At 35.7% G+C, this 26,805-nt stretch carries 29 protein-coding genes; 2 read left to right on the top strand and 27 right to left on the bottom strand.

Annotated features, from left to right (window positions below):
• Positions 1 to 14: 14 nt before the first annotated feature.
• The 22 genes from WMO14_RS01190 to rsxC form a co-directional block, all read right to left on the bottom strand.
• Positions 15 to 2,723 carry an alpha-amylase family glycosyl hydrolase gene (locus WMO14_RS01190; RefSeq protein WP_349153134.1) on the bottom strand — a complete coding sequence of 903 codons (2,709 nt, stop codon included), beginning with the start codon at positions 2,721 to 2,723 and terminating at the stop codon, positions 15 to 17.
• A gap of 249 nt (positions 2,724 to 2,972) precedes the next feature.
• Positions 2,973 to 3,956, bottom strand: coding sequence for a DUF3878 family protein (locus WMO14_RS01185; protein WP_116443437.1), 984 nt, complete (start codon positions 3,954 to 3,956; stop codon positions 2,973 to 2,975).
• A 69-nt stretch (positions 3,957 to 4,025) separates the two neighbouring features.
• Positions 4,026 to 4,820: a class I SAM-dependent methyltransferase gene (locus WMO14_RS01180; RefSeq protein ID WP_055174594.1), complete on the bottom strand. Its 795-nt coding sequence runs from the start codon at positions 4,818 to 4,820 to the stop codon at positions 4,026 to 4,028.
• A 12-nt stretch (positions 4,821 to 4,832) separates the two neighbouring features.
• Positions 4,833 to 5,330 (bottom strand): class I SAM-dependent methyltransferase, encoded by a 498-nt coding sequence (locus tag WMO14_RS01175; protein ID WP_349153133.1) that lies wholly within the window; start codon positions 5,328 to 5,330, stop codon positions 4,833 to 4,835.
• A gap of 283 nt (positions 5,331 to 5,613) precedes the next feature.
• Positions 5,614 to 5,751, bottom strand: coding sequence for a LysR family transcriptional regulator (locus WMO14_RS12895; RefSeq protein WP_369431801.1), 138 nt, complete (start codon positions 5,749 to 5,751; stop codon positions 5,614 to 5,616).
• A gap of 194 nt (positions 5,752 to 5,945) precedes the next feature.
• Complete coding sequence (locus tag WMO14_RS01170; RefSeq protein WP_022501648.1) at positions 5,946 to 6,356, bottom strand: peptide deformylase; 411 nt, start codon at positions 6,354 to 6,356, stop codon at positions 5,946 to 5,948.
• 32 nt (positions 6,357 to 6,388) lie between these two features.
• Positions 6,389 to 6,607 (bottom strand): hypothetical protein, encoded by a 219-nt coding sequence (locus WMO14_RS01165; protein ID WP_022501649.1) that lies wholly within the window; start codon positions 6,605 to 6,607, stop codon positions 6,389 to 6,391.
• Between the two features lie 44 nt (positions 6,608 to 6,651).
• On the bottom strand, positions 6,652 to 7,191 hold the full coding sequence (locus WMO14_RS01160; RefSeq protein WP_349153132.1) for a nitroreductase family protein: 540 nt from the start codon (positions 7,189 to 7,191) through the stop codon (positions 6,652 to 6,654).
• A gap of 206 nt (positions 7,192 to 7,397) precedes the next feature.
• The gene (locus tag WMO14_RS01155) at positions 7,398 to 8,129 is read right to left on the bottom strand and encodes an AlkZ-related protein (RefSeq protein ID WP_349153131.1); all 732 of its coding nucleotides are present in this window, start codon (positions 8,127 to 8,129) and stop codon (positions 7,398 to 7,400) included.
• A gap of 83 nt (positions 8,130 to 8,212) precedes the next feature.
• Entirely contained in the window at positions 8,213 to 8,572 is a 360-nt protein-coding gene (locus WMO14_RS01150) for an alpha/beta hydrolase family protein (protein WP_349153130.1), read from the bottom strand.
• Positions 8,523 to 8,657 (bottom strand): hypothetical protein, encoded by a 135-nt coding sequence (locus WMO14_RS01145; protein ID WP_022501653.1) that lies wholly within the window; start codon positions 8,655 to 8,657, stop codon positions 8,523 to 8,525. The genes WMO14_RS01150 and WMO14_RS01145 overlap by 50 nt, the downstream gene beginning before the upstream one ends.
• Positions 8,658 to 8,687: 30 nt before the next feature.
• Positions 8,688 to 9,188 carry a pyridoxamine 5'-phosphate oxidase family protein gene (locus WMO14_RS01140; protein ID WP_022501654.1) on the bottom strand — a complete coding sequence of 167 codons (501 nt, stop codon included), beginning with the start codon at positions 9,186 to 9,188 and terminating at the stop codon, positions 8,688 to 8,690.
• A 62-nt stretch (positions 9,189 to 9,250) separates the two neighbouring features.
• Positions 9,251 to 9,460, bottom strand: a complete 210-nt coding sequence (locus WMO14_RS01135) for a hypothetical protein (protein ID WP_022203749.1) — start codon at positions 9,458 to 9,460, stop codon at positions 9,251 to 9,253.
• 127 nt (positions 9,461 to 9,587) lie between these two features.
• A complete protein-coding gene (locus WMO14_RS01130) occupies positions 9,588 to 9,809 on the bottom strand; it encodes a Lar family restriction alleviation protein (protein WP_022501655.1) in 222 nt (73 codons plus the stop codon).
• Between the two features lie 272 nt (positions 9,810 to 10,081).
• The gene (locus WMO14_RS01125) at positions 10,082 to 11,419 is read right to left on the bottom strand and encodes an McrC family protein (RefSeq protein WP_318295481.1); all 1,338 of its coding nucleotides are present in this window, start codon (positions 11,417 to 11,419) and stop codon (positions 10,082 to 10,084) included.
• Positions 11,416 to 14,019 (bottom strand): McrB family protein, encoded by a 2,604-nt coding sequence (locus WMO14_RS01120; protein ID WP_349153129.1) that lies wholly within the window; start codon positions 14,017 to 14,019, stop codon positions 11,416 to 11,418. The genes WMO14_RS01125 and WMO14_RS01120 overlap by 4 nt, the downstream gene beginning before the upstream one ends.
• A 199-nt stretch (positions 14,020 to 14,218) precedes the next feature.
• A complete protein-coding gene (locus tag WMO14_RS01115; protein WP_055174535.1) occupies positions 14,219 to 15,016 on the bottom strand; it encodes an RnfABCDGE type electron transport complex subunit B in 798 nt (265 codons plus the stop codon).
• A gap of 12 nt (positions 15,017 to 15,028) precedes the next feature.
• A complete protein-coding gene (rsxA, locus tag WMO14_RS01110; RefSeq protein ID WP_349153128.1) occupies positions 15,029 to 15,601 on the bottom strand; it encodes an electron transport complex subunit RsxA in 573 nt (190 codons plus the stop codon).
• A 16-nt stretch (positions 15,602 to 15,617) separates the two neighbouring features.
• A complete protein-coding gene (gene rsxE / locus WMO14_RS01105; RefSeq protein WP_022203742.1) occupies positions 15,618 to 16,283 on the bottom strand; it encodes an electron transport complex subunit RsxE in 666 nt (221 codons plus the stop codon).
• A complete protein-coding gene (locus WMO14_RS01100; RefSeq protein ID WP_022501997.1) occupies positions 16,276 to 16,938 on the bottom strand; it encodes an RnfABCDGE type electron transport complex subunit G in 663 nt (220 codons plus the stop codon). Before WMO14_RS01100 ends, rsxE begins: the two co-directional genes overlap by 8 nt.
• A gap of 1 nt (position 16,939) precedes the next feature.
• Positions 16,940 to 17,911 carry an RnfABCDGE type electron transport complex subunit D gene (locus WMO14_RS01095; protein WP_055174533.1) on the bottom strand — a complete coding sequence of 324 codons (972 nt, stop codon included), beginning with the start codon at positions 17,909 to 17,911 and terminating at the stop codon, positions 16,940 to 16,942.
• A gap of 13 nt (positions 17,912 to 17,924) precedes the next feature.
• Positions 17,925 to 19,244, bottom strand: coding sequence for an electron transport complex subunit RsxC (gene rsxC / locus WMO14_RS01090; RefSeq protein WP_022501999.1), 1,320 nt, complete (start codon positions 19,242 to 19,244; stop codon positions 17,925 to 17,927).
• Between the two features lie 252 nt (positions 19,245 to 19,496).
• On the opposite strand from rsxC, the gene WMO14_RS01085 reads away from it, so the two are divergent.
• Complete coding sequence (locus WMO14_RS01085) at positions 19,497 to 20,651, top strand: ribonuclease H-like domain-containing protein (protein WP_055306553.1); 1,155 nt, start codon at positions 19,497 to 19,499, stop codon at positions 20,649 to 20,651.
• Here WMO14_RS01085 and WMO14_RS01080 read toward each other — a convergent pair.
• Positions 20,620 to 21,399 (bottom strand): CheR family methyltransferase, encoded by a 780-nt coding sequence (locus WMO14_RS01080; RefSeq protein ID WP_022502001.1) that lies wholly within the window; start codon positions 21,397 to 21,399, stop codon positions 20,620 to 20,622. The genes WMO14_RS01085 and WMO14_RS01080 overlap by 32 nt on opposite strands.
• Positions 21,400 to 21,758: 359 nt before the next feature.
• Between WMO14_RS01080 and WMO14_RS01075 the strand changes: the two genes are divergently transcribed.
• Entirely contained in the window at positions 21,759 to 22,514 is a 756-nt protein-coding gene (locus WMO14_RS01075) for a YlmH/Sll1252 family protein (protein ID WP_022502002.1), read from the top strand.
• Positions 22,515 to 22,720: 206 nt separating this feature from the next.
• Here the strand turns inward: WMO14_RS01075 and rpsA are convergent, their stop codons facing one another.
• From rpsA to WMO14_RS01055, 4 genes are read right to left on the bottom strand one after another with little or no spacing between them, the layout of a single operon-like run.
• A complete protein-coding gene (rpsA, locus tag WMO14_RS01070) occupies positions 22,721 to 23,806 on the bottom strand; it encodes a 30S ribosomal protein S1 (RefSeq protein WP_022502003.1) in 1,086 nt (361 codons plus the stop codon).
• Positions 23,775 to 24,641: a 4-hydroxy-3-methylbut-2-enyl diphosphate reductase gene (gene ispH, locus WMO14_RS01065; RefSeq protein WP_022502004.1), complete on the bottom strand. Its 867-nt coding sequence runs from the start codon at positions 24,639 to 24,641 to the stop codon at positions 23,775 to 23,777. The genes rpsA and ispH overlap by 32 nt, the downstream gene beginning before the upstream one ends.
• Positions 24,642 to 24,656: 15 nt before the next feature.
• The gene (gene cmk, locus WMO14_RS01060) at positions 24,657 to 25,322 is read right to left on the bottom strand and encodes a (d)CMP kinase (RefSeq protein WP_055174529.1); all 666 of its coding nucleotides are present in this window, start codon (positions 25,320 to 25,322) and stop codon (positions 24,657 to 24,659) included.
• 45 nt (positions 25,323 to 25,367) lie between these two features.
• Positions 25,368 to 26,786 (bottom strand): BaiN/RdsA family NAD(P)/FAD-dependent oxidoreductase, encoded by a 1,419-nt coding sequence (locus WMO14_RS01055; protein ID WP_349153127.1) that lies wholly within the window; start codon positions 26,784 to 26,786, stop codon positions 25,368 to 25,370.
• Positions 26,787 to 26,805: the final 19 nt, after the last annotated feature.

Genomic DNA, 26,805 nt, shown 5'->3' with positions numbered 1-26,805 from the left:
GTGGTTAGATGGATTTAACGCACCATATTCTGAATTACAATATGTACATACAGCTTTTTTAGTACATGTTGCTTCTCCGCCTTCACAATCCTTAGTTTCTTCTGCTGTACAGCCCTGTATTGTACACTTTCTTGTATGTGTGCCATCACCATTAGACTTCCCTCACCATAAGTATGTTCTGCTTTAGCCGCTGTAACAATCTGTCCACATTCACATATTACAGGTGTTGTACAATCTCCATCGTCTGTACCACTATGCTCTGTCTTAGTACTTGTTACTTCACAGCCATCATTCTCACATACTTTCCAATGGTAAGTATCATCTTTTGACCAGCTATCACTGTACTTATGACTTGTCTGTGCAGGAAATACCTTGCCACAGATAGTACAAACAGAATCTTTAGTACAATCGTTATTGTTAGGTATATGATTTTCCAGTACCTTTATATAAAGCTGCACATTACAGCCATTATTATCTATTAATTTAATAGTCTGTTCTTTATCAGCATATGAGACAGTATAATAACCATTACTATCTGGTGTCAGCTTCTTATCATCAACTCTTACCTCTGTATAAGCCGGATCAGTTACTTTGAATCGTACTTCTTCACAATAATGACCATCATTAATAATTCCATCTACCAAACGATCTGGCTTATATTTAGCACTATAATAATATCGCAGCCTGATTGTACCTGATTCAAATATACCCTTTTTGCCATATTCCGCATTAATAAGATCATAATAAGATGAAATATTAAGATTCTGTGGCACAACAAACCCTGTTCCTACTGTACCATATAGCGTAATCGACTCTCTTAATGGTGTCTCAAAACTGCTATTACCATAACCATCTGTCCTCAGATAATCAATAATTACTCTTCCTTTTTCTTCTGGCACTGATACCTGCAATGAACTCTCCTTGTCTACAAGAATCATTGTCGTATACGCCGGCACTTTTACAGTCGAACCACTGACTTCACCAAGTGATACTAAACCGGCACTTTCCCCATTAGCAATAATCACCCAGTCTGCGGCCTCTCTTGAAGCTGGAATTGCAATCTCTTTATCATCAGCTGTATCATTATTCAATACTGCCATAGTGCTCCATTCACCTTCTGTTGTATTAGTCAGTACATAAGCTTCTTTATTGTTACTAATATTCTGACTATCGGCAAGTGGTGAAAAGGCTTTTCTAATATCCATAAGACCTCTATAATAAGATACTACATCTGTATAATCTATACATTTCTGCCATTCAAGCACTGACTTGTCCTGCTGTGTTGTTCCTTCAACACTACTGCACATTTCTTCTCCTGCATCCATATATAATATTCCTGGTGTTGCATATTTCATTGCAGCCTGCTGTTTATACATTTTTATTGCTTTTTCATTTCTTGCTCCATATGTGCTTCCATTAATAGAACTAATTATATTATCATATATAGATGTCTTATTCTGTCTATCTGTCTTGGTATAATTATCGCCCCATATAACAAGTCTGGGATCTGTCTTTGCAACATTTTCTTTTACTTCATCTAACCATTTATCCAGTCTTGAATGATATGCTTTTGTGTCAAAGCAGTCAACTAAATCTATTGAAAATCCATCTATATGATATACCTCTGCCCAGTATTTCATGGAATTTTCAACATATTTACGATACATTGCACGCTCCGTGGCACACTCATTGTCATAATCAGTTGTAGTGTAATAAGTTCCATTCGTATTATGTCTGTAATAATAACCAGGAACTACTTTTTCAAATACAGACTCTGTTGGTGTAACCGTATGCGTATATGGCATTTCCATTACAACTGAAATTCCCGCGTTATGAAGTGCCTGAATCATTGCTTTACATTCTTTTATTATTGCTTCACTATTTGATGCATCAGAAGCATAATCCGGCTCCGGTGCATTAAAATTCGCAACTACATATTCATCATCAGAAGCATAATCTGAAAATGGTGCAAGTTGTACGGTTGTAACACCTAATTCTTTAAGATAATCAATACCTGATGACAATTCACCTGCATTATTTACAGTTGCACCTTTTTCTGTAAATGCACTGTATTTGCCATTTGATGTCGTACCTGATGATGTATCTGTTGAAAAATCTTTAATACTTACTTTGTATACATTATTAGCTTTGGCTGTATCTACATATATATGCTTATCATTCTCCCATCCATCAGGAGATACCATATCCGGATCTATAATATAAGAACGCTTGCCATCTGCACTTACAGCCACTGAGTATGGGTCTGCAACCTGATATTTTGTATCGTGTGCACCAGTTATGTTTGTCGTAGAAATTGTATAATTGTAATAGAATCCTCTCCAGTCTCCTATAAGTGTTAATGTCCATACACCTGTCCACACATCTCTATTTCCATTAGCGAACATTTTTTCCAATGTAAATGATCCAACTTTAGATGACTCATCGTCATCATTCACACCTTTTCTGTAAATATTAACTTTTATATACCTTGCACTTGGTGCCCATATTTTAAAAGTTGTATAATCTTCAGTAGCCTCTATCCCAAGGTCTGAACCTTCATAAGTATAATTCTCATCAATATCGTCAGCACACTTATCATACCAATTATAAGTTCTCTTAGATGCCCTGCTGTTCTGGTTTGCAGCCGAACCTGCCACAGGTGCATTGGAGATAATCATACCTGCAGCTAATACCACTGCTATTATTTTTTTCAAATATTTCATAAACTCTCCTTTCTCTTATCGTACTTTCCCTGCAATAAAAACGTATGCAGTCTTTAAAAATATTACGAAAGCTTTATATGTTGGCATTATTATACAATAAAAAAACACAAAAAAAATGCCATCTGCGCGAAATGACATTTTTCTTGCGCGAATGACATATTTTTCTCAATATTCATTATATATGCAGTAAATTTTATTAAAATATATTGTGGAACAGTATAAATTTCACTTATATATTATATTTATATACTATGCTTCATATGTATATATATCACATTTTCTATTAATACGACCATTTCTAAACACTAATATGTGTTCTTTATATGTAATTGAGTCCTTGGAATACATAAATGGTTCTTCCCTGTATAACAGACACTCATATCCTGCTTCTTTGTATCTATCCAGTGCCTTAAGAGCCTTATTATGAACTATCTTATACTGTGCTTCCTCGTCACTGTTAAACGTCCTTTTGACATAATTGTCAGCTTCGTTCCGCACATCCATAATAAGCTTATCTATAAATCTGCTATGTGCCTTTCTATGAAACATAGCCGCAATAATATTACACTTAATTATGTCCGGTTTATTCAAATAGCATTTAAGCATACCTGCCATACGTTTATCGCCAACACTCACTGCCATATCTATAAGATAATTCACTGCCTCAGAATAAACTGCATCGGGATATGGCACATAATAAGCTTCTGGCACTGATTTATACTTCTTAATAGGTGGAAAATCTGCAAGCTGCATAAATATAAGCTCCTTACTGGTACAAGACGAGCTTCCAAGATATCTGTATTTATCCCTGACATCTGCAAGCTGATACTCCAGTTGTCTTAAATACTCATATCCCTTAACCCAAAAATGTCCCATACTGCCATAATTAAAATATGTAGTCTTAATACCTAGCTTATTAAATCTTATTGTAAATATATTCTCGCCGCCCTGATTAACTATAAGCATATATCCGTCGCTAAGTGTTTCTATTCCAGCTACCTGTTCGCAGTCAATATTCTTATATTCTCCTGTCATTATAGAGTTCTCAAAAACAAAATAACTTTCGACTGAATCATTCATAAGATAAGCTGCGTATATATCATCTTCGCCTTCCATATAAACAGGCTCGAACACACTAAGTTCAAATACCTGTGCAAGCTTTACAAACTCCTCTGGCATATCCTTAGTCAGCCCGTCAAGATATTCCATATAATATTCTATGTTATCAATCATTATTAATCTTACACCTGTTATTTACATATTTGTCATATTAATTATGTCTGATTTATTCAAAAAAATCAACTATCTTTCCATAACCACTATTTTATTAGACATACCGCACACTGCGGGAATTATTCCAAGCACATTATAAACAGGCATAATCTCTTTCATACCCTCGACCAGACTTACATCACGCTTCCAGTTAAATGCTGGCACAATCTGCTGTAGATCTTTTCCATTTTTAACCCCCCAGCTAAACTTGGCATTACTTCCTTCTATCGATTTTTCCTTCATATGCTTTACAAAGAATGGTGACATAGTTTCGATCATTACTGTTGACTTATTAAAGGCTTTTTCTATAATCGAAAATATCTGTCTTATGTCATTCTCGTGTAAATACATTGACAAACCTTCTATGATTACAAGCACATTTTCTTTATTATATTCAATATCATCTGTATATGAAATGTCCATTGCAGACTTGGCAATCTGGTATACAGGACCATTTTCTGTCAGAAAACGCTTTCTTATCTCAATTGTTTCTGGCAAATCAATATTGTACCAGTGCTTATATTTTCCCTGCATACGATAACATCTTGTGTCCATTCCACAGCCAATATTGACAACAACCGTATCAGAATGAGTATCCAGATATTCCCCTACCATCTTATCAAGTACAATAGTTCTTGCAATCACACCACTAGCCATAGTCTTATCATTATCTGCTTTGGAAAAATCGTAATCAAGCTTTTCCACTATCCCTACAGCTATGTCATCTTTGATTTTGGCATTATTCTTTTGGGTTTCCTTCGCCCTTGCATATAATGTCTGAATCATTGTTTCAGGAACACCGGTTATCTTTACTTTCTCTTTCATACCATATACTCCTTAAGCTTTTCTTATAACGCAGTGCATTCTCATACCTTTACGTATCTCGAACTTTTCCACCTTAAGACCTGCCTTTTTGCAGCACTCCATAACTGTTTTTCTTCTGGCAGCCCTTACATCGCCGTGTCCCAGCATATTAGCAATAGGAAGCTCTATATTATCCATAAACCACAAAAGCAGCCTGTTGTCACTTGTCACATCTCTAAGTATTAATCTTCCTCCCGGACGAAGACATCTTTTCACGCTGTCAAAAAATGCCTGTGGATTAGGATAATGGTGGAAACTGTTGGAACATATTATTACGTCAAAAGCATTTTCATCAAAAGGAAAATTCTCACAATCACCAACAACAAATTCTGCATTAGGAATATTCTTCTTCCTTGCCTGTTCTATCATCGCTGGTGTTAAATCAAGTCCTGTGTAATGGCGGTCTGGATATTTTTCTGCCACTTTTGTAAATCCATCAATTGACAGCTTCTTATATTCTTCGTTAGTCATATTCAGCCCTCCTCATTTAAACAAATGTCATTATTAATTTATGTTTGATTAATCCTGCGTTCTGTAATTATAACTGTAATGTTCATATACTTCACTCCTTTTCAAGCTGCATTTGTTAGTTGTATCTAACTTCATTTTATGATACTCTATTTGAGGGATATTTTCAATATAACAATGCTCTGAAAAATGTTGCTCCGTCAATAACCATTCTGATAAATAACTAAAAAAACATATGCTTTCTTTTGATTTAGTTATTCCTTTTTTTGATATCAGATAAACTTCTTTAGTGCATAAGTCCCTGACTTGTTCTTGTAAAAAGTAATATATCTAATTCATTTTCAATTTTCTTAATAACTTTGCTTAATGCCTGAGATGATACAAATAGCTGTTCAGCAGATTTTTTATATTGTGCGGGACATATACTGATAAGAAATTTCCGTAAGATTTTATGCGTTGGCTACCCAGTTGCAAATGCTAATATAAGAATGTAGGAAATATGGCATATAAAAATGTCAGAAAACCTACATTCTTATTTTATATTTTTAGGTGTATTGTTACACTTCCTTATGGAGGTGAACACTGCATGAAAAACAATCTTTTATAACTTATTCCTAATTATATTACCACCCCACAACAATGGTCTATCTCGTGCTGTATCACTTGTGCCGTAAACCCGCTATACTTCCCGTGTTGTGGCTTAAAATTACTGTCAAGATAGTCAACCTCTATCTCCTCATATCTTATGCAGGGTCTGGCACCATCTAATGATAAACAGCCCTCCTCCGTCTTATATTCACCTGACTTTTTAGTTATAACAGGATTAATCATTGCAAACTGAAATGGATCTGCTGCCACTGCTATTATTGACTTATTCACACCTATCATATTGGCAGCCATCCCAACACATATTTCCCTGTTTGCTCTTAAAGTATCTATTAAATCTGTCACAACCTGCTTGTCCGCTTCTGTCGCAGGCTGTGCCTTTCTTGCAAATATCTGCTTTCCTTTTACAATTTTCTTAACCATAATTATATCCTTCTTCCACCGACATTTTAATCCTAATATTCTTTGTCAATATTGCCTTCTATTCCATACATTTCTTTAAATTTTTCGATATCTGCTGACGTTTTTACAAGCATAATATCTTCTATTTTGCCAGTATGAATATCCTTAAATCCAGCCACCTGTTCACCCGTACATATGCTGGTTTTAATTACCGGTTTCATATGCTCTTTATCATATGAATACACTTTTGCCTTCTTTTTAAACAAACCCATATGATTTATCACTCACATTCTCTATATATTTTTTGCTTACTATTTTAATAAAATTTCGCTATATCCGAAACACTCTTTCTCTTAGGCATCTGCGCATCCTTTGTTCCATATCCAACTGCAATAACTGAAACTGACTGCTCATTTTCTGGCAGATTAAAGAACTCTCTTATTGCCTCACCATCACGAACTCCCATAATCAGTGTATCAAGTCCTAATTCTTTAGCTTTAAGAACGAAATTCTCGTTTTGCAGTCCAAGGTCATAATAGCCCCAGCCGTTGGCACATTCATTAACTGGCTCACCTGATAATCTGTCAAATCCAACGCAGTTCTTTACAAATGTTGTTACAACAAGAGCTGCTCCCTCTGAATTGTTCTGATTGAATTCTGGCAGACACTTATGTCTGAATTCTTCAATTTTGTCGTCTGATAATATGCAGTAATATCTAGATATCTGCAAATTCTTCCACGAAGGTGCTAATATGGCCGCATTTATAATAGTTTCAAGCTGCTCTTTTGTAACTTTCTTTTCAGCATCGTAACTTCTCATACTTCTTCTGCTATTCAATACTTCCTGTAATTCCATAATAATCCTCATTTCTACGCATATTTTTGTACATAACGAGTTTGTGTCAAGTGCACACACACATAAATCTCACGTGTGAAAAATCTATTTTCACACCAATTCTCTTTTATACGCCATTTTTAATAAAATTTTGTATCAAGTGTATACTGCTGATAAAACAGCAAAAACAATAAACTATGATTTATTTCAAATATTTTTTGATAATTTTACTTCAATATCTTCTTAATCTGCTTTTCAGTCGCAGACGAATACAATATGTTCATATGTGAAACTATTTTCTGCCACGAAGCTTCCGGCTTTTCCTTATAATCAGAGGTAACATAATCATAACCATAGATATGCTCTATTGATGAATAAACAGCCACATCCCAGCCATATTCTTCACCACTTTTATTAATACGCTTCCTAAAATCGCAGTTACATATATACATCTGCATCATAAGATTAGCAACTGCGCCATCAAATCCTTTTTCACCATCTTTGCCGTAGCCAGCCTGTTTCTTTAACTCATTAGAAAATATTTCGTTATCTGCATTTTCTTCCATAAAATGCTTCATAATCTTTTTATATTTAAGCGGTGCTTTTCCATCCTCATATAACGCATCAAAATCGTATCCGTCACGCCTGTAATTTGCAAATGCAGGAACCCATTTTCTTGATACAAAACCTGCCTTCTTTCCGAAAAACTTTCCATAGATTATATCGTGCTGTCTTGCTATAACCGCACGCCACAACCACGGGTCATATAATTCATCATCACACCACCAGTACTCAGGTGCTGTCCATTCTTCCAGTGAAAATCCTTCTATTTCATTCTTAAATAAAGGCAGAAAACCTACATCATTAATGTGTTCGATTGCTTTCTCAACTGTATGTATACACGCTGGATTGTCCCACTCAAGTCCGTGCATAATCCATTCTCCAGATTCATTTCCCATATATTTTACCGCCCAGTATTTTCATATTTATGATGTCAGTGTAAAAATTCATTTTATTACACATTTTAAAACAACTTATCATTCTAACTAGCTGATATAATCTTTTGCAAAAATTCTTCAATAATATCCAACACATTATCACTAAAGAATTCACTTCCACCGTGGTCAGCTCCCTCAAGCAAATATAACTTCACATCTTTATTATATTTCTTTAAAGCCTCATATACAACAACACTGACCTTTGGATTTATTGTACGGTCTTTTGTTCCGTGAAACATTAATATTGGTGGCAATGAAACATTTTCACTTATATTACACTCAACCGACATAGCTCTGCATAACTCAGGATTCTTGTCTGTGGTGTGATAATCTGCAAATGCAGTGTCGTACCATTTATATGCGCATATTCCACATTTGAATATATATAAGTTCCCTTCTCTCATCTCCGCTTGTAGGAATTCTTGTAACTCCGTCTACTGGCTTATCAAAAGAATGGTATTCTTTATATGGCCACTCTTTTACTTCCATAAGTTATATTACCTCTTTTTTCTTTTAAATTCACTCTAAAATCTGTCTGCTGCTATATCCCTCTTTCTTAAAATCAGAAAATAATACATCCATTTTCACTGGTGTTACACAGATGAGATTAAGCGGCGACTCCATTTTCTTTAACGCCTCTATCGGTATTTTCTTAATTTTTGCGTGTTCATTATATTTATCAGAAAATGGTTCTATCAGTTCGGCTTTTCCCATAACCTGTATGCTCTTAAGCCTGCCAAATCCATCATATTTATCGAAAATAGCCAAACATACATTTTCATTCTTCTCAAGACCTATAAATTTCTCTCCACCTTCTGAAAACATCCAGAACTTATCATTATGATAACTGTACTCAATCGGCGTACATCTTACATAATCGCCAGTTCCTGTTGCAAGCGCACAGGTATTGTTAGCAGCTATATATTCTTCAACCGCTTTTTTAAGCTCTTCTTTGGGAATTGCTGTAATTCCCTTATTCTTCCAGTAATCAGCCGCCTTTTCAAATTGTTCGTGTGTCATAAAAATGCCTCCCAACATAAATAAAAGAGCGTGACTATTAATCACACTCCCTCATTATAGCATTATTCACCAAAATCAATATCTACTGCTCCATTTGCATATTTCATATACTCAAAAAGCTTAGGTGCTGAAAGAAGTGTAAGTGGATCTCTTTCGTGCTCATCATATTCAAACATCTCAGCCGCCTGCTTTATTTCTTCATTAGAAAGCGAATTCATATACTCTCTTAATTCCATAACTGTCATATTAAAAAGTTCTTCCTGACTCTTCATTGTTTAACTCTCCTATCTTATATATCACATTCGGGATTATTATACACATTCCCATCTATACATTAATTATAATAACATTGTACACAAACATATATGTCATACTTCAAAACTATACATACATATATTATTAATCTCCATAACCTGTATAGATTACCTTGCCAGTATTCCATAACTCAGCTGTCTTCTTCGCAGCTTCAAGCTTGTCTTCGTCATTATTATATCTGAATGTTGCTGACTGACATCCACAATCCAGGCAAGTTACATAAAAACCATGGTCTACTTCCTCTAATAACGAAGGTCCTAAACATCTTGGACAGTCCTGTAGGTCTATCATTTCATAAATTTCCATTTTGTAATACCTCTCTTAGCTATTCTGTTATACTTGATTTAAGCTCAGTAAATAACATTATATATGATATTGGGTAATTTTTAAAGGCTATCTTTATTATAAACTTAATCATTCGTAAAAAGGAGTGCGATACTTAAACCACACTCCTTAAGAATTACTTTTAATAAAAAGAGTTTTATGCTGGTTATCAGCATCGATACCCAGTTAAGATATCCATAACAACGTGGAAATATACTCAACTTAATTAAAAAATCAACGCAAATTATTATTTTTCATCTAAAATCCCCTTTTTCACCTACTTCTAATGTATCCCTTAACTCCTGCAAACTATCCTCTATTTTATCAACATCTATAAAATATAAATTTACTGTAGTTCCATCTCCACTTTCAAACCGGATAGGCTTATGATTTCTCATTTCATCATTTACTGGATATAAAAGCCATATCTCAGAAGTACCATATTTCTTAGAATAAGCATACATCTGATACATATCTTGTTGTGAAATGCCATAATTATTTTTTTCATTATTAATCAAGCTTTTCCATTTAGTATCTAAAATTACTATGCGTTCACCTTTTTTCATTACAATATCTGGTCTAAGGGCAAACTGCCTCCTCGGTTCCACGAAAAGATATTGTCCCCTATCCTGATATGAAACATCCCAGCCTTCTGGGCTCATTACTTTCTTCATTTGCTGTGCAACATAACTCTCATATATTGATTCCATCGGGAATAACAATGCTCTTGATGTTGTACTTCCTGAAAATGTTGTAAAACTTTTATTCATCAAAAACACTTTTGACCACTGCATTAGCACTTCGTAGTCCTTTGTATTTCTGTTAATTACAACCTGTGAGAAATCCTTTGTATAATTGACAGAAGCATCTACCATTTCAAATGCTGTTAGTAACTGTCTTATTTCTTTTGAATTTTCTGCACTTATTGTTAATCTCTGCAACTTTGCGAGTGTAGCCTTTACAAGACGGTTTTCTGCACGATTTGGATGAAATTCTTCATAGGAAACGTAAAAACGCTCTTTATGTGCTAAATTTACTCTCACATTCTCGCTTACAAGTAATTTTCCCTTATAATAACGTAAGTTATCTTCCTGTTCAACATAATTCAACTTTATCCCCCGCTTTACCAGTTGTCTTACTTCCTGTAGATACATATTAATAAACAGTTCATACAAATTCATCTGAGCTACATTTAAAGAAGATTCATTGAACACTTTACAAGGAAAATCTTTCATACTGCAAAGCATCTTAAGAAATACTTTCTTTGTTTTCACATTTGCTTCATCTTCCTCTCCAAAAGCTATCTTAGGAAGCACTTGAATTTGAAAACCATTCTTAAGCTGAATTAACCCAACGTAATTTTTTATAGTAACGACTTCTCCGACATTACGCCTGTAACCAATTTTCATAAAATCAAGTGCATCTGCACTATCCGCATCTCCAGTAAATTCATGGATAAACGCTACCAGATTATCAAACTCCTTCTGATTCAGATACTTGTATTTTTCATCATCTTTATAATCCTCATTACAAATAATAGTATCAAATTCTTTCACCTCAAATGGTTTATCCACGTTATCACCACACTTCACAAAATTTCTTTATAACTATTAATATTTTCAAATGCTTTAGAATTGATTGAATATTTCTTTTCCGGAAGATCGATAACATCTTCCACATTTCCTTTAAAAATATTCTTTGCTATAACTTTTTCATCAATAATAAATTTCAAGCTGTCATCGCTCTTTGCATTATCCCCCAGGACAAGCTGTATCTTCTGATAATCTTCATAGAAATATTCCTGCAATAATGGAATTACAGACTTTTCAAAAATAGACTGTAACTTTACAAGTGTTGCATCATCTTTGAGGTCAGTAAAGAAAGCGTGTCCAATAGTGTGCTCCCTGTCATATAAGTACTCGATTCTTTCATTAATTTTATCAAGCATTGCTGCCACATCTAAATCCTCTACCTTATCTGCATGAATTTTTCTAAGTACATCAGAGTCTGGCATCATCTCAACAAACTGAAATCTTCTCCGAAGAGCTGTATCCATCAACGCAATAGATCTATCGGCTGTATTCATTGTTCCTAAAATATATACATTAGATGGCACACTAAATTCATCACCCGAATACGGCAGTATAGCTGATGCTGCTTCAGGCATCCCTGCTCTCTTTGTACTTTCAATTAATGTAATCAATTCACCAAATATTTTTGATATATTTCCTCTATTAATTTCATCAATAATAAATACATATGGCTCTGTATTCTCTTCAATTACCGTGCTTTCTATACCTGTACTTGTACGAGTAATACTTTTCGCATTGTCACAAAACTTCTTAAACACTCCCGGTTCTATTGTATATCCAATGTCCTGCTTATTTTCATCAATAATTGGTTTAATCCCCTCTATAAATTCTTCGTATCCATATGACTGATGAAATGTAGTAAATGATATTCTTCCAGCCTTCTTTAATTCGTTATATCTTGACATAACTGCAGCGTAATCTGTAAGTTCATCTACTGGCTTTCCGTCACAAATTGCAACAGCATATATAACAGAATTATATGTCTTACCAGTTCCAGGGGGACCATATAATATTAAGTTCTTATCAAACTCTTTATCTAATTCTTTCATTTCCTGAAACACACCTCTTTCTTCTAACGATTTAATTGCTTCCATCAAAGGCTCCCTCATCTTATAACTAAATACGCCTTCATCACTGTCTTCCAAAGCTCTTCCATAGAATAGCACCGGCCAATATTCATTTTCACCAGACTCTCTTACGCATAATGGGCATTGCGTTTCCTTATGCACTGCCTTAGCCACTTTTATTGTATTCATATTATAATGTGCTGCGCTATTTCCATATTTATTTGTTATCTGCTTGCAGCTTCCTGTTCCACCCATTATGTACAAATAATAAAGAGTGTCTAACCATACACGTTTTACAATATTCTCATTATCAAGAATTCTTTCATATTCTTCTGCTGTAATCCCAGGATTATATTCATTAAGACTTGGATAATAATCAGTTGCTCCTAAATAGTCAATATTAGTGTGTTGTCTTGCTTTTCCAATCTCCCACGCCGCAATATCAAATATCCTATAATTTTTCACAGTAAAATATTTGTCACGAAATGCCTTAACAATTCTTACATTTTCGATATATGTACATAGTTCTGTTTTACGTTTAATACCAATATTGAAATACACATAAATATTGTCAAAACCCATGTTACTATTAAAAATAGGAAAAGTCATAGGTTTCAAACAATGAAGTATCATAGATGCTGATGCAGCTCGCATTCCATGAAAGTCCTCATTTAATGTCCGTTCACATCTATTAAATATTTCCTCATCATTAGAAAGGTTCTTAATATCAATACACATTTGAATAAAGTCTTTTGGTGAGTGCTCATCTGTTTTTTGTCCAAATGTATAAAGTCCTGTTCCGAACATACCAAAGTTAGCATTGATTTCCTTATTATTGGCATATTCTCCACGTTTTGCCCTCTCTCCAAGTTCATCCAACAAGTTTTTCAATCTGCTTTTTTCGCTATCAGGAAGGTGACTAGCATCTATTGTTTTCTTTTTTGAATCAAATCCATGTCTCCAGGTTCCCACACTCATAAGATATACTAAATCCAAATCCCTATAATCACATACAGATAAATCTCCCATTATTTCATATGAATTTATAACCTCTCTAATTAATTCATATGTTGCATCGTGAGTATCTGGTTCCATTTCATCTGCGCGAAGCAATTCCTGAACAATATCTAAATACTCTTTTAATTCCGATGATACTCTCACTGGTCCAAGTGGCGATTTAAAACTATGTTGTTCTAATCTACTCTTTTCAAACAATCCTGTTGAAAATTCTTCAATCATTTCCAGCTCCATATATCGCCCCTTTGAGCCATCAAATTCATCTGACTTATTAAATTTACTATCATCTATAGTTGGTACTGCTTTATTGACAGCATTTACTTTACATTTAACTTTTATAGTGCGAACCGTATTTGAAACGTATATGTAAACAATATCTCCTACAACAATGTTGGCACTTTGTGTCCAATCTATTGAACCTAACTCATGAAAGGCTCCAATAACATCATATTTATCTGGATTACACGCAATAATCCATTCCGTATTATTTTCATTGTCTTCTTTTGGATTAGCCAAACATATCACCTCAATTCAAAAAAATATACAAACTCTTGACTTTTATTTTATCATATTTGTGCAGGGTTTACATCTACACTCTTTAAACTATAAACTTCTTTACCAACCTCTACATCACAAAAAACCGCCAGCAAAAATGCCATTCCCAACATTTCCACCAGCGGTTTTTATAATTTTGATTTACCCGATTACACTACAATTAATTCTGCTTATGAATAATCTTCTTAGGACACTTTTCAGCACACTTGCCACAGCCAACGCACTTAGACTGGTCAATGTGTGCGATATTGTTCTCTACAGTGATAGCACCATACTCGCACTGCTTTGTACATAACATACAGCCGATACATCCAACTGAACATACCTGCATAACATCCTTACCCTTGTTCTGTGAAGAACAGTTAACTGCATAAGATGCCTTGTATGGAATAAGCTCGATAAGGTGTCTTGGACATGTAGCAACACACTTACCACAAGCCTTACACTTTTCCTTATCTACTACAGCTACACCATTAACTACGTGGATAGCATCGAATGGACAAGCCTTAACGCATGAGCCATAACCCATACATCCGTATGTACATCCCTTAGGACCACCATTAGGTGCTATGTTCATCATAGTACAATCCTGTACACCAGAATATACATAGTTATTCTTAGCCTTATCACAGTCTCCGCCACACTTAACGAACGCTGTCATACGCTCCTGGCTTCCTGCCTCAGCACCCATAATAGCTGCTATCTTTGCTGCTACCGGAGCACCACCAACTGGACATGCACCACAATCAGCTTCACCTGCTGCGATAGCCTTTGCAAGTGCATCACAACCTGCGTATCCACAACCACCACAGTTGTTACCTGGAAGCTCTGCTCTTACATCTATTTCCTTCTGGTCAACCTCAACTGCAAACTTCTTTCCCATAAATCCAAGGAAGAGTCCAAGAAGAAGACCTGTTACACCTACGGCACAAGCCGCAATAATAATACCTGTCATTATTCAATATCCTCCTTAGATTATTCCTGAAAATCCGAAAAATGCAATTGACATAAGTCCTGCTGTTAAAAGAACGATAGGCATTCCCTTAAAACTTTCTGGAACATCATTGTCCTCTGTACGCTCACGTACACCAGCCATTATTACGATAGCTATTGTGAAACCAATAGCTGTACCAAGACCACTTACAAATGATTCAATTAAGTTGTATGAATTCTGTACATTTGTTAAAGCAATACCAAGTACGGCACAGTTAGTTGTGATAAGTGGAAGGTATACACCAAGTGCCTCATATAAAGGTGGCATACACTTCTTAAGTACCATTTCAACAAACTGAACTAATGTTGCTATTACAAGAATGAATACTACAGTATTCAGGTATGTAAGGTTAAGTGGTGTTAATATAAAATCATATATAAGGCTGCATATGATTGATGATATAGAGATAACACCGATAACAGCGCCACCCATTCCGGCAGCTGTGTTTATTTTCTTCGATACACCAAGGAAAGGACACAGACCTAAGAACTGGCTTAATACAACGTTGTTAACAAGCGCTGTGCTTATAGCGATAACTAATAAATTCATCTTTTACTCTCCTCCCTTAGTTCTCTTTTTCTTCATCTGAAACATAGTCTGGAACCTCAGCAGGCTTCATTCCATGCTTTCTCTTTACTCTGTTCATAACAGCTACACACATAGCAAGTACGAAGAATGCACCAGGTGCAAGGATAAATATACTAGCTGGTGTATAACCAAAGTTAGAAAGATCTACAAGTGCTGAACTACCTGTTGAAAGGATTGTTCCACCACCAAGTAACTCTCTGATTGCACCAAGAATTGTGATAGCACATGTGAAACCAAGTCCCATTCCGATACCATCAAACATTGATGGAAGTGCTGGGTTCTTAGAAGCATATGACTCTGCACGTCCTAAGATAATACAGTTAACAACGATAAGTGGTATATAGATACCAAGTGCATCATATATAGATGGCACAAAGCCCTGTAATAAGAACTGTATTATTGTAACAAATGATGCAACGATCACGATATAAGCTGGCATTCTTACGCTGTCTGGAATAACCTTTCTAAGTAATGAAATGAAAAGGTTAGAAAGCATAAGAACTGCTGTTGTAGAAAGTCCCATTCCGATACCATTGATTGCTGATGTAGTAACCGCAAGTGTAGGACACATACCAAGTGTTAAAACCAGAGTAGGATTCTCTTTGATAATACCATTATAAAGTCTTTCAACACATTTATTCAACTGAAACACCTCCTACTGTCTTAACATTAGCCTTAGCAAGGTCTGCATATACAGCTAATGCTGCATTAACACCCTTTGTTATAGCCTTAGATGTAACTGTAGAACCACCGATTGCATCAATAGAGCTGTCTGATGATGAACCTGTTCCATCTGTTACTACCTTATATTCTGAAGTCTTAGTTCCGTTAAACTGTGCTAAGAATGAAGGATCCTGCTTAGCTCTCATACCAAGACCTGCTGTTTCACTTATTGTAAGAATAGATGTTCCAAGATATGTTCCATCTGTTGAAAGTCCAACAGAGAACTTGATATCTCCGCCGTAACCATCATGTGCAACAACTGTTACTACGAAACCTATAATCTTACCATTCTTAATACCAGCAACTACCTCTGATACATCATCCTTAGAGAAATCTGTTGCAGAAGCTGAAAGTACTGCCTTAGCTGTTTCTGCTACCTTATCAGAAGCATAACTTCCATCAAGTGCTTCAAACTTATCAGCATCAGCAATAACCTCCTGGTAAGCCTTCTGCTTAGCCTTCTCGTTCTGCTGTGCGATAGGGTCTTTAGTTACATTATATACAAGACCAAGAAGGATACCTGCAACAAGTGTAATTGCGAATAATATACATGCGTCTTTTATTATATTCTTCATCTTATGCAGCCTCCTTTGCCTTTTTTTCCGGCTTTTTCTTGCCAAATGACTTAGGTACTGTAACTCTTTCGATAAGAGGTACTAAGAGGTTACAGAAGATGATTGCGTATGAAACGCCTTCTGCTGAACCACCGAACATTCTGAATATGAATGTAAGTAAACCTAAGCAGACACCGAATACTAACTTACCATTAGGTGTGATAGGTGATGTAACATAATCAGTTGCCATAAAGAAAGCACCAAGAATAAGACCACCACCACAGATTTCCTGTAACATATACATAGCATCAAACTGATGTCCTGGTGCGAAAAGGAATATAAGCACTGCAAATGTTCCAATGTAAGAAAGTGGAATTCTTAAAGAAATAATCTTTCTTACAACAAGATATATAGCACCGATAAGAAGACATATAACTGATGTCTCACCGATAACACCGCTTGTCTTACCAATAAACATAGTAAGAAGTGTAGGGGCTGTCTGTCCTACAACCTCTGAACCTGGCTTTAATATAGCAAGAGGTGTAGCTCCAGAATATGCATCACATACGAAGTTAGTCATTGGACCTGTATATGCAATAAGAAGGAAACATCTTGCTGCAAGTGCAGGGTTCATAAAGTTCTGACCAATTCCGCCAAACAACTGCTTAACAATAATAATTGCAAATACACAGCCAACAATCTCAAAACCAATGTTGAGAGTTGATGGAATGTTAAGTGCAATAAGAAGACCTGTAACAGCGGCACTAAGGTCCATAACTGTTATCTTCTTATGCATAAAATACTCATATACTGCTTCAGAAGCCATACACACTGCAATACCAACTATGATACGAATAAGTGCCTGGACTCCGAAGTTATAAATACCAAATATACTAGCAGGGGCTAACGCTATAAGCACGTCTCTCATAATAGTCTGAGTAGTATCCTTGCTACGTACATGTGGATTAGTTGATACGTTAAAAATCTCGCTCACTTTTAATCCTCCCTTATTTCTTTCTTCTGTTAGCCAGAACGATACTTCTCATAGCCTTAATCTGCTGTGTTAATGGTCTCTTAGCTGGACAGACATATGAACAGCTTCCGCACATTACACACTCCATACCATCAAACTTAACGAAACCAGCTTCATCGTTCTTAGCTGCAAATGAAGCAAGCTTAGCTGGAAGTAAATGGCTTGGACATCCTTCACCACATCTTCCACAACGGATACATGCTGTCTCTTCAAGCTTAGATACAACATCATTCTGGAATACAAGAAGTGATGAGCTTCCCTTTATAACTGGTACATCAAGACTGTACATAGCAAATCCCATCATAGGACCACCTGATATGTACTTCTCTGGTTCGCCAACCACTCCGCCGACTGCTTCAAGAAGCTGTCTGTAGTTCATACCAAGCCATACATAGAAGTTGCCTGGTTCTTTAACACCATCACCTGTAACAGTAACGATTCTCTTAGTAAGTGGCTTTCCTTCAATAACAGCCATATATATGCTGTATATTGTATCTACGTTATGTACAATACATCCTGCATCTGCTGGAAGCATAGTTGAGTTGATGCTTCTGCCTGTTGTAGCATAGATAAGACTACGCTCACCACCCTGAGGATATTTAGTCTTTAAAACCTTAACCTCGATATCTGGCTCAGATGCAACTGCTGCCTGCATAACTTTAATGGCTTCAGGCTTATTATCTTCAATACCAATAATACCCTTAGCGTGATCAAAGATGCTTAATGCAACCTTTAAGCCGAGTACAATCTTGTCTGACTCTTCAAGAAGTCTTCTGTAATCGGATGTAAGGTATGGTTCACATTCAGCACCATTTACTATAATATAATCAATTCCTTCTGGATTCTTAGGGCTTAACTTTACGTTAGTAGGGAAGCCTGCACCACCCATACCTACTACACCTGCATCCTTAATTCTTTGTAATACTTCTTCTTTAGAAAGTTCTTCTAACTTCTTAGGAGTATACTCAACTTCCTTAAATTCTCCATCATTCTCAATGATGATTGAATTGCACTTTCCACCTGTGGCTAGCGTTCTTGGCTCTATAGCCTTAACTGTACCAGAAACAGATGAATGGATATTAGCTGATACGAATCCACCAGCCTCAGCAATCAACTGTCCAGCAAGGACGTAATCACCTTTGGCAACTACTGGAACTGCCGGCGCACCGATGTGCTGTGAAAGTGGGAAAACCATCTCTCCTACAGCAGGGAACAACTCTTTTATAGGCTTATCCTTTGATAATTCCTTGCCGTCATATGGATGTATTCCACCTTTAAATGTACACTTTCCCATGACATATTTCTCCTTATAAAATAATATATGTTATCATCCAAAGCAATGCAAAAACAGATAGACAACCATAAAACCCAAGCTTAATGATTGTGTATCTGATTTATAATAATTATGAACGATAATTAATATATTAATATAATATATCATTTATCATTAAAAATCTACTTTTTTTTGTGTATATATTCGTATATAATAAACAAAAACTGACATTTTTTTAACGTACACTTTTTGTAATCAAAGGATTTATAATTAATGAAGACTATAACTAAAACATTTAATCTAAACGATATACACAACAACGACAGCAATACTAATAATACTGCTGATAATTTTATCAATAATTCTCTCTGCAGCGAGCATACAATATTTTTTGATATTGAAACAACCGGCTTTTCGCACAAGACAAGCTTCTGTTATTTAATCGGCACTGCTTATATAAAGAATTCCATACTTACCATAATACAGTGGCTTGCCCAGTCCAAGGCTGACGAAGTGCAGGTAATAGCAAGCTTTCTTAATGCTGCCGCTTCATTTGATACACTAGTGCATTTTAATGGAGATAATTTTGACATTCCATTTATTAAAGACAGAGCCGCACACCTTAACATTCCGTACACACTTGATAAGCTCTTAAGCTATGATTTATACAAATGTGTACGCCCATTAAAGACATTACTAAAGCTTGAAAGTTGTAACCAGAAGTCTGTTGAGCAATTCCTTAACATAAGCCGTGATGATGAATTCTCTGGCGGCGAGCTTATCAAGGTATACAACGACTATGTTAAGACTGGCGAAGCTTCTTACGAAGAACTGCTTCTGCTTCATAATTATGATGATGTATACGGACTAATCCAGCTTTCATCTATAACTGCCTACAATGCTGTATTAGAAGAAAATGTAACCTATACCGGATATTCTGTTGAATATTCCGATGATACTAATAAAAATGGAGATTTAATAATTAACTATACCCTGCCCTGTGCAGTTCCCATACCCGTTATTCATCTTGATAATAATGGATATGCCATAAGAATCAATGGCAATACTATGAAAATCAAACTGCCATTAATAACTGATAATCTCAGATTGTATTATAGTGATTATAAGAATTACTACTATCTTCCATACGAAGATACTGCCATTCACAAAAGTGTAGCCGCTTATGTTGATGCTGAATGTAAAGTGAAAGCAACCAGAGAAACAGCATACACTAAAAAATTCGCTTCGTTTATCAAACTGCCTTGTTACAATACAGACAGTCTCCAGACTTCTGAATATATATTCAGATATGAGTATAATGATGCTAATATATACCTTTTATATGATAAAAAAGAACTGCCTGAAGACATAATTCTTCAGGCAGTACATATACTGATTACTTTTTTCTGTAGAAAAACAACTCACTAGATTCATAACCAAGGTCTTTATAATTGATAATCTGCTCTGTATTACCAACAAATAAACAGCCGCCCTTAACTAATGAATCATTGAACTTCTTATATATCTCTAACTTGGCATCTTCTGTAAAATAGATAAGTACATTTCGGCAAACTATAAGATGACAGCTCTGAGGATATGAGTCTTTTAAAAGATTAGACTTCTTGAACTCAACGCACTTCTTAATCTCATCCGAAATCTTATAGTACTTATCTCCCATTTTTTCAAAATATTTATTCTTATACTCATCAGGAAGCCCCTTTAAGCTGTTGGCTGAATACACGCCATCTTTGGCCTTTTCAAGAACCTGGTCATCTATATCAGTAGCATATATCTTTATATCTTTAAGTGGGACTTTCTTTGCAAGCACCATTGCAAGTGAATATGGCTCATCACCTGTTGAACAAGCAGCACTCCATATCTTAAGTCTTGGTCCAAACTTCTTAATCAGGTCTGGAAGGATAATCTCATCAAGCTTCTTCCATAACGCTGGATTTCTATAGAATTCTGACACATTAATTGTAAGATAATTAACGAATTCATCAAGCATCTGGGCATCATTCTTTATCGCATTGCAATAACTGTCATAACCTGTATGCTTATTCCTTGCTATAAGTGTATCTATTCTTCTCTTCATCTGCTTTTCTTTATAAGCATTAAGGTCAATTCCTGTAAGTCCTAACACAAATTTCTTAAAATCTTCATAATCTTTAACCATATTGATATCCTCTGTTCTTTCCTGTAACATATTCCGCAGTTGTTGCAATCCCTTAGCTTTATATGGATTTTATCACACAATATTAATTGTGTCAAAATTTTATCATTATATAAAAAATATAAAAACATTACATAAAATATCTAATTACCATATCCAATTAAGCTTACCATTATATTCAATTTTACAATATTCTGGATTTTACAACTCATTCTGCCAATATTGAATTTGCCAATATATTAAACATCGTATTAGACATATATAATTAATTACATTATAATAAACATTAATTTACTATATCAATTTAATCTAAGCACAATACGCACATATCACCAATTTATAAAATAGAAGGAATTAACACAATGAACGAAGAACAGCTTTTAAAAAGAAAAATAATAGATACTGCCAATCAGGCTTTCAATCACAATATATATACTTACACTAATTTTTTAAGTATAAATGAACTGTCGTCTGTCAACAAAATGAGCAACGAATTATCATTTATACCATATGATGAATGGGGTGGCAATCCTGTATGTGAACGCAAAATAATACGTTTCGGCTCTGAGGAACTCTATGGCTATGATGCCGGTTACCCTATCTCAACTATCCGAATAAGCCCATTATCCGTCAAATTTGCTGAACAGCTTAACCACCGTGATTACCTTGGTGCAATTATGAACCTTGGAATTGAACGCGAACTAGTCGGTGACATTATAATTAAAGTGCCTGATGCTTATGTATACTGCCTTTCGCACATAGCTGATTATATATGTGATAATCTGGACTCTATTAAACACACACACATAAGATGTACAATATGCACTGATGAGATTGAAGCAATCAAACCAGAACTTGAAGAGATACGAATAATTGCTGCTTCTAAGCGGATTGATGCAGTTGTTGCTTCCCTCACCAGATTATCACGCAGTAATTCCAATGAGCTATTTACGTCAAAGAAAATATTCCTCAATGGAATATGTACCGAGAATAAAAGCCAGAACTTAAAGAAAGATGATGTACTTGTAATCCGTGGACATGGAAAGTATATCTTTATAGGTGATGAAGCCGAAACCCGCAAAGGACGAAGCTATCTGACACTTATGCAATATAAGTAATTATTCTTCTAATATAATTCGCACCCCAGATTTTGACAGAAAGCTTAAGGAAATTTAACAAGAGCTGTACACCAACATTGTATATATACTTTCTACCGGTTCTACCCGGCATAGAAAGTATATATCACACTAAGGTGTACAGCTCTTATATTATCAAATATTAAGTTACAGCCAATCATCAGAACATCTGACAATTAATTATTAAATTATTCTTCTGTAGCCTCTTCCTGTGGTTCTGCATCATCTAATAATGCTTTCATACTAAGGCTGATCTTCTTGTCAGCTTCGTTAAGGTCTACAACCTTAGCTTCAATTTCCTGACCAATCTTTAATACATCTTCTGGCTTGTTGATGTGTTCCTTAGAAATCTGTGATACGTGAAGTAAAGCATCAATGCCGTCTTCAAGCTGAACAAAAGCACCAAAGTCAGTCATTCTTGCTACCTTACCAGTAACAACATTACCTACAGCATACTTTGTTGAAGCATCATTCCAAGGGTTCTGGTCTGGATATTTAACTGAAAGTGCAATCTTGTCACCATTGATTTCCTTGATGAAGCACTTAACTGAATCGCCAACCTTATATACCTTCTTAGGGTTCTCTGTTCTTCCCCAAGACATCTCTGAAATATGAAGAAGTCCGTCTACACCACCAAGGTCAATGAATGCACCAAAATCTGTTACATTCTTAACTGTACCTTCGATTGTATCTCCTTCTTTAATCTTAGAAAGAAGTTCTTCCTGAGCTGCCTTCTTCTTAGCTACGATAAGCTGCTTGCAGTCACCAATCACCTTTCTGTTCTTTGGATCATATTCTGTTAATACAAATGTAATCTCCTTACCATTGTATTCTGAGAAATCCTTAACATAAGAATCTGATACAAGGCTTGCTGGAATGAAGATTCTTGTCTCATCAACAACAACTTCAAGACCACCCTTAATAACTCTTGATACATTAGCTGTTATAGCTTCTTTGTTATTAAATGCTTCTTCAAGTCTCTTGCTTCCACTCTCTGCAACAAGCTTTCTATATGTAAGAAGAACCTGTCCTTCTCCATCATTAAGCTTAAGCACCTTTGCCTTCATCTCATCTCCAACAGAAACAACTGTTGTTAAATCGATACCTGGTGTTGATGAATATTCACTTCTTGTGATAATTCCATCGTGCTTATAGCCTATGTTAAGAACGATATGGTCTTCTTTAACTGCTATTACAGTGCCATCAACAACTTCTCCTGTATGAATTTCCTTCCACTCTTCGTTAGCTAACATCTCTGCAAAATTCTCTGACATTAGTATAAACCTCCTCAATGATATTGTTCGGGGTCGATGCCCCAGCTGTAATACCTATGCTGTCTATGAATCTTAAATCGTTAAGATTAAGATCTCTTAGAGTTTGAATGTAAAATGTATCCTCACATTCGCCTTTACAAATCTCATACAGTTTTCTCGTATTGGAACTACTCTTGTCACCAATGACAATCATCGCACTAACTTTCCGTGCAATATCTCTTGCCTCTGTCTGACGTTCTTCCGTGGCATTACAAATAGTATTTTTAATGGTAATATTGTAACTCTTTTTGTTGATAATTTCAACTAATTCTTGAAATTTATTGTAATTAAATGTCGTTTGGGATACAACAACCACTTCTTTTGCCCTGTCAAGCTCAAGATTTTGTGCTTTTTCGATAGAATCCACTATATATACAGGACTTACTGACCACCCTTTAATGCCCTCAACTTCCGGGTGTTTCTCATTGCCTATTATTACAATCTGCTTTCCTGCCTTGCTCTCCTGCTCAACTATTCTGTGTATTTTAAGAACAAATGGACAGGTTGCATCTACAACTTCATAATTCTTTGTCTTTATGCTCTCATACACATTTTTAGATACACCATGCGACCTTATTATGACAGTAGCATTATCAATACCGTCAAGCTGTGCTACATCTGATATTGCCTTGACCCCTTTGCTTTCAAGGTCCTTTACAACTTCATCGTTATGTATGATAGGTCCGTATGTGTATACATTTTCCATTCCTGTTCTTTCATACACTGTATCCACTGCACGGTGAACTCCAAAGCAGAAACCAGCAGACCTGGCAAGTATAACTTCTGCCTCTTTCATATATCCTCCAAATCACTACTTTGCTTTATTAATAACTGTCTTGATGGCTTCCACCACCTCATCAATTCCCATATCAGAACTGTCTACAAGAACTGCATCATCTGCCTGCTTTAATGGTGAAATATCCCTGTGCATATCCTGATAATCTCTCTGTTCAATATCCTCTTTTATCTTCTGTAAATCACATTCTTCACCCTTTGCCTTAAGTTCGTCATATCTTCTTCTGGCTCTGGCATCAGAACTTGCAGTAAGATATATCTTTACATTGGCATCTGGAAGAACTGTTGTGCCAATATCACGTCCATCCATAACAACATTTTCTGCTGCCGCAAGCTCTCTTTGCAAATCAACAAGCTTGCTTCTTACAGCCTTATACTTAGATGTCTTTGAAGCCATATTGCCTGTTGCCTCAGTTCTTAAAAGACTGGTTACATTCTCGCCGTTAAGGATAACCTGCTGTTCGCCGTCTTTATATTCTATTGTTATCTTTACATTATCGACTGCCGCATTAATCGCAGCTTCATCTGCGGGGTCAATATTATTCTGGTTAAAATATACTGCCATTGCCCTGTACATAGCACCGGTATCTACATATATATAACCCATCTGCTTAGATATAAGCTTTGCTATTGTACTCTTGCCAGCTCCTGCCGGTCCATCAATTGCTACTGAATAAGACATAATAATCCTCTTTTCTGCCTGTGTTATAAAACACGCTGGCATTATTTAATTATTCAAATGCATTGCTGCAGCATACGCACTCGACCACGCTACCTGCAAGTTAAAACCGCCTGTAACCGCATCTACATCAAGCACCTCTCCTGCAAAATACACATTTTTAACTAACTTTGACTCCATAGTTGTCGGATTGATTTCTTTAACATCAACACCGCCCTGTGTAATTATAGCTTCATTAAAGCCTCTTGTACCGGTTATTGTCATTTCAAAATGCTTTAACAGATGTACAAGCCTTAATCTTTCTTCCCTTGTTATCTCATTAACCTGTTTATCTTTATTGATATCACTGAGCCTTACTATAACAGGGATAAGTTTCTTAGGAAGCAGCTTATCAAGTGAATTACGGAAGGTTTTATTCTTTTCCTCTGAGAAATCCCTAAGAACTCTCTCATCAAGCTGTTCCTCTGATAAAGCTGGCTTTAAATCTATCACAAGCTTAAGCGGTCTTTTTCTTAATATTGCTGTTGTATAACTGCTCGCACTAAGAATAACTGGCCCGCTCACACCAAAATGCGTAAATAGCATTTCACCAAAGTCACTATACAGCTCTTTACGGCTGTCACCCATACTGTCATATATGCTTATTGCTATATTCTTAAGGCTCAGTCCCATAAGCTCTGAAGCCCATTCTTCTCTTACTGTGAGAGGAACTAATGCCGGTATAATAGGTGTAACATTATGTGAAAGTGCCTTTGCAAATCTATAGCCATCGCCTGTTGAACCAGTGCTTGAATAAGAATTACCACCTGTTGCTATAATGCAGGAATCAGCTTTTATAACCTGCTTTCTGCCAGTAGATAACTCCTTAACTTCAACACTTACAAACTGCGATATATATTCTGGATCTTTTTTCTTAGATTTATGTTCTTTTTTCTTGGATTTATACTTTTTTTCAAGTTTTACACTATCATTTGCTATATTCTCTGATACTGCATTGCAAGATACTATTTTCCCTGACACTGCATTTTCTGATACTACATTCTCTGATAATTCCCTGGCTGTAACATCAACAACCTCTGTGCTAAGCATAATATCCACTTTGCATTTTCTTAATTCTCTTGCCAATGTGCCGATTACATCTGATGAATGGTCTGACTCTGGAAAACAGCGGTTACCTCGTTCTATTTTAAACTTAAGTCCAAGTTCATCAAAGAATCCCATTACATCATAATTAGAAAAGCCTTTAAATGAACTGTACATAAATTTAGGGTTGGTTACAACACTATTTTTAATGTCGTCCTCATCACCAGCATTAGTAAAATTACAGCGGCCTTTTCCTGTTATAAAAAGCTTCTTTCCAAGCTTATCATTCTTTTCTATAAGAGTTACTGTGTGTCCATTTCTGGCGGCTATAATAGAAGCCATCATACCTGCCGCCCCGCCTCCAATAACTACAACTTTACTCATAGGAAACCTCTCTATCCTC

It is taken from the genome of Lachnospira rogosae (ex Hitch et al. 2025) (assembly GCF_040096455.1).
In the GTDB taxonomy this organism is placed as follows: domain Bacteria; phylum Bacillota; class Clostridia; order Lachnospirales; family Lachnospiraceae; genus Lachnospira; species Lachnospira rogosae.
Note: the sequence above shows the minus strand (reverse complement) of the source record. Positions and strands in the feature narration are given on the sequence as shown.

What these genes read in the sequence shown, in the direction of transcription:
- WMO14_RS01145 (WP_022501653.1), bottom strand. Translation starts at nt 8,657, where the DNA reads ATGGAAGTAAAAGAGTGGCCATATAAAGAATACCATTCTTTTGATAAG.
- WMO14_RS01165 (WP_022501649.1), bottom strand. Translation starts at nt 6,607, where the DNA reads ATGGGTTTGTTTAAAAAGAAGGCAAAAGTGTATTCATATGATAAAGAG.
- rsxA (WP_349153128.1), bottom strand. Translation starts at nt 15,601, where the DNA reads ATGAATTTATTAGTTATCGCTATAAGCACAGCGCTTGTTAACAACGTT.
- WMO14_RS01150 (WP_349153130.1), bottom strand. Translation starts at nt 8,572, where the DNA reads ATGAGAGAAGGGAACTTATATATATTCAAATGTGGAATATGCGCATAT.
- WMO14_RS01170 (WP_022501648.1), bottom strand. Translation starts at nt 6,356, where the DNA reads ATGGTTAAGAAAATTGTAAAAGGAAAGCAGATATTTGCAAGAAAGGCA.
- WMO14_RS01085 (WP_055306553.1), top strand. Translation starts at nt 19,497, where the DNA reads ATGAAGACTATAACTAAAACATTTAATCTAAACGATATACACAACAAC.
- WMO14_RS01075 (WP_022502002.1), top strand. Translation starts at nt 21,759, where the DNA reads ATGAACGAAGAACAGCTTTTAAAAAGAAAAATAATAGATACTGCCAAT.
- WMO14_RS01155 (WP_349153131.1), bottom strand. Translation starts at nt 8,129, where the DNA reads ATGGGAAATGAATCTGGAGAATGGATTATGCACGGACTTGAGTGGGAC.
- WMO14_RS01135 (WP_022203749.1), bottom strand. Translation starts at nt 9,460, where the DNA reads ATGAAGAGTCAGGAAGAACTTTTTAATATGACAGTTATGGAATTAAGA.
- WMO14_RS01140 (WP_022501654.1), bottom strand. Translation starts at nt 9,188, where the DNA reads ATGACACACGAACAATTTGAAAAGGCGGCTGATTACTGGAAGAATAAG.
- WMO14_RS01180 (WP_055174594.1), bottom strand. Translation starts at nt 4,820, where the DNA reads ATGAAAGAGAAAGTAAAGATAACCGGTGTTCCTGAAACAATGATTCAG.
- WMO14_RS01190 (WP_349153134.1), bottom strand. Translation starts at nt 2,723, where the DNA reads ATGAAATATTTGAAAAAAATAATAGCAGTGGTATTAGCTGCAGGTATG.
- rpsA (WP_022502003.1), bottom strand. Translation starts at nt 23,806, where the DNA reads ATGTCAGAGAATTTTGCAGAGATGTTAGCTAACGAAGAGTGGAAGGAA.
- WMO14_RS01080 (WP_022502001.1), bottom strand. Translation starts at nt 21,399, where the DNA reads ATGGTTAAAGATTATGAAGATTTTAAGAAATTTGTGTTAGGACTTACA.
- ispH (WP_022502004.1), bottom strand. Translation starts at nt 24,641, where the DNA reads ATGAAAGAGGCAGAAGTTATACTTGCCAGGTCTGCTGGTTTCTGCTTT.
- WMO14_RS01130 (WP_022501655.1), bottom strand. Translation starts at nt 9,809, where the DNA reads ATGGAAATTTATGAAATGATAGACCTACAGGACTGTCCAAGATGTTTA.
- WMO14_RS01055 (WP_349153127.1), bottom strand. Translation starts at nt 26,786, where the DNA reads ATGAGTAAAGTTGTAGTTATTGGAGGCGGGGCGGCAGGTATGATGGCT.
- WMO14_RS01185 (WP_116443437.1), bottom strand. Translation starts at nt 3,956, where the DNA reads ATGATTGATAACATAGAATATTATATGGAATATCTTGACGGGCTGACT.
- rsxC (WP_022501999.1), bottom strand. Translation starts at nt 19,244, where the DNA reads ATGGGAAAGTGTACATTTAAAGGTGGAATACATCCATATGACGGCAAG.
- WMO14_RS01100 (WP_022501997.1), bottom strand. Translation starts at nt 16,938, where the DNA reads ATGAAGAATATAATAAAAGACGCATGTATATTATTCGCAATTACACTT.
- WMO14_RS01175 (WP_349153133.1), bottom strand. Translation starts at nt 5,330, where the DNA reads ATGACTAACGAAGAATATAAGAAGCTGTCAATTGATGGATTTACAAAA.
- WMO14_RS01160 (WP_349153132.1), bottom strand. Translation starts at nt 7,191, where the DNA reads ATGGAATTACAGGAAGTATTGAATAGCAGAAGAAGTATGAGAAGTTAC.
- cmk (WP_055174529.1), bottom strand. Translation starts at nt 25,322, where the DNA reads ATGTCTTATTCAGTAGCAATTGATGGACCGGCAGGAGCTGGCAAGAGT.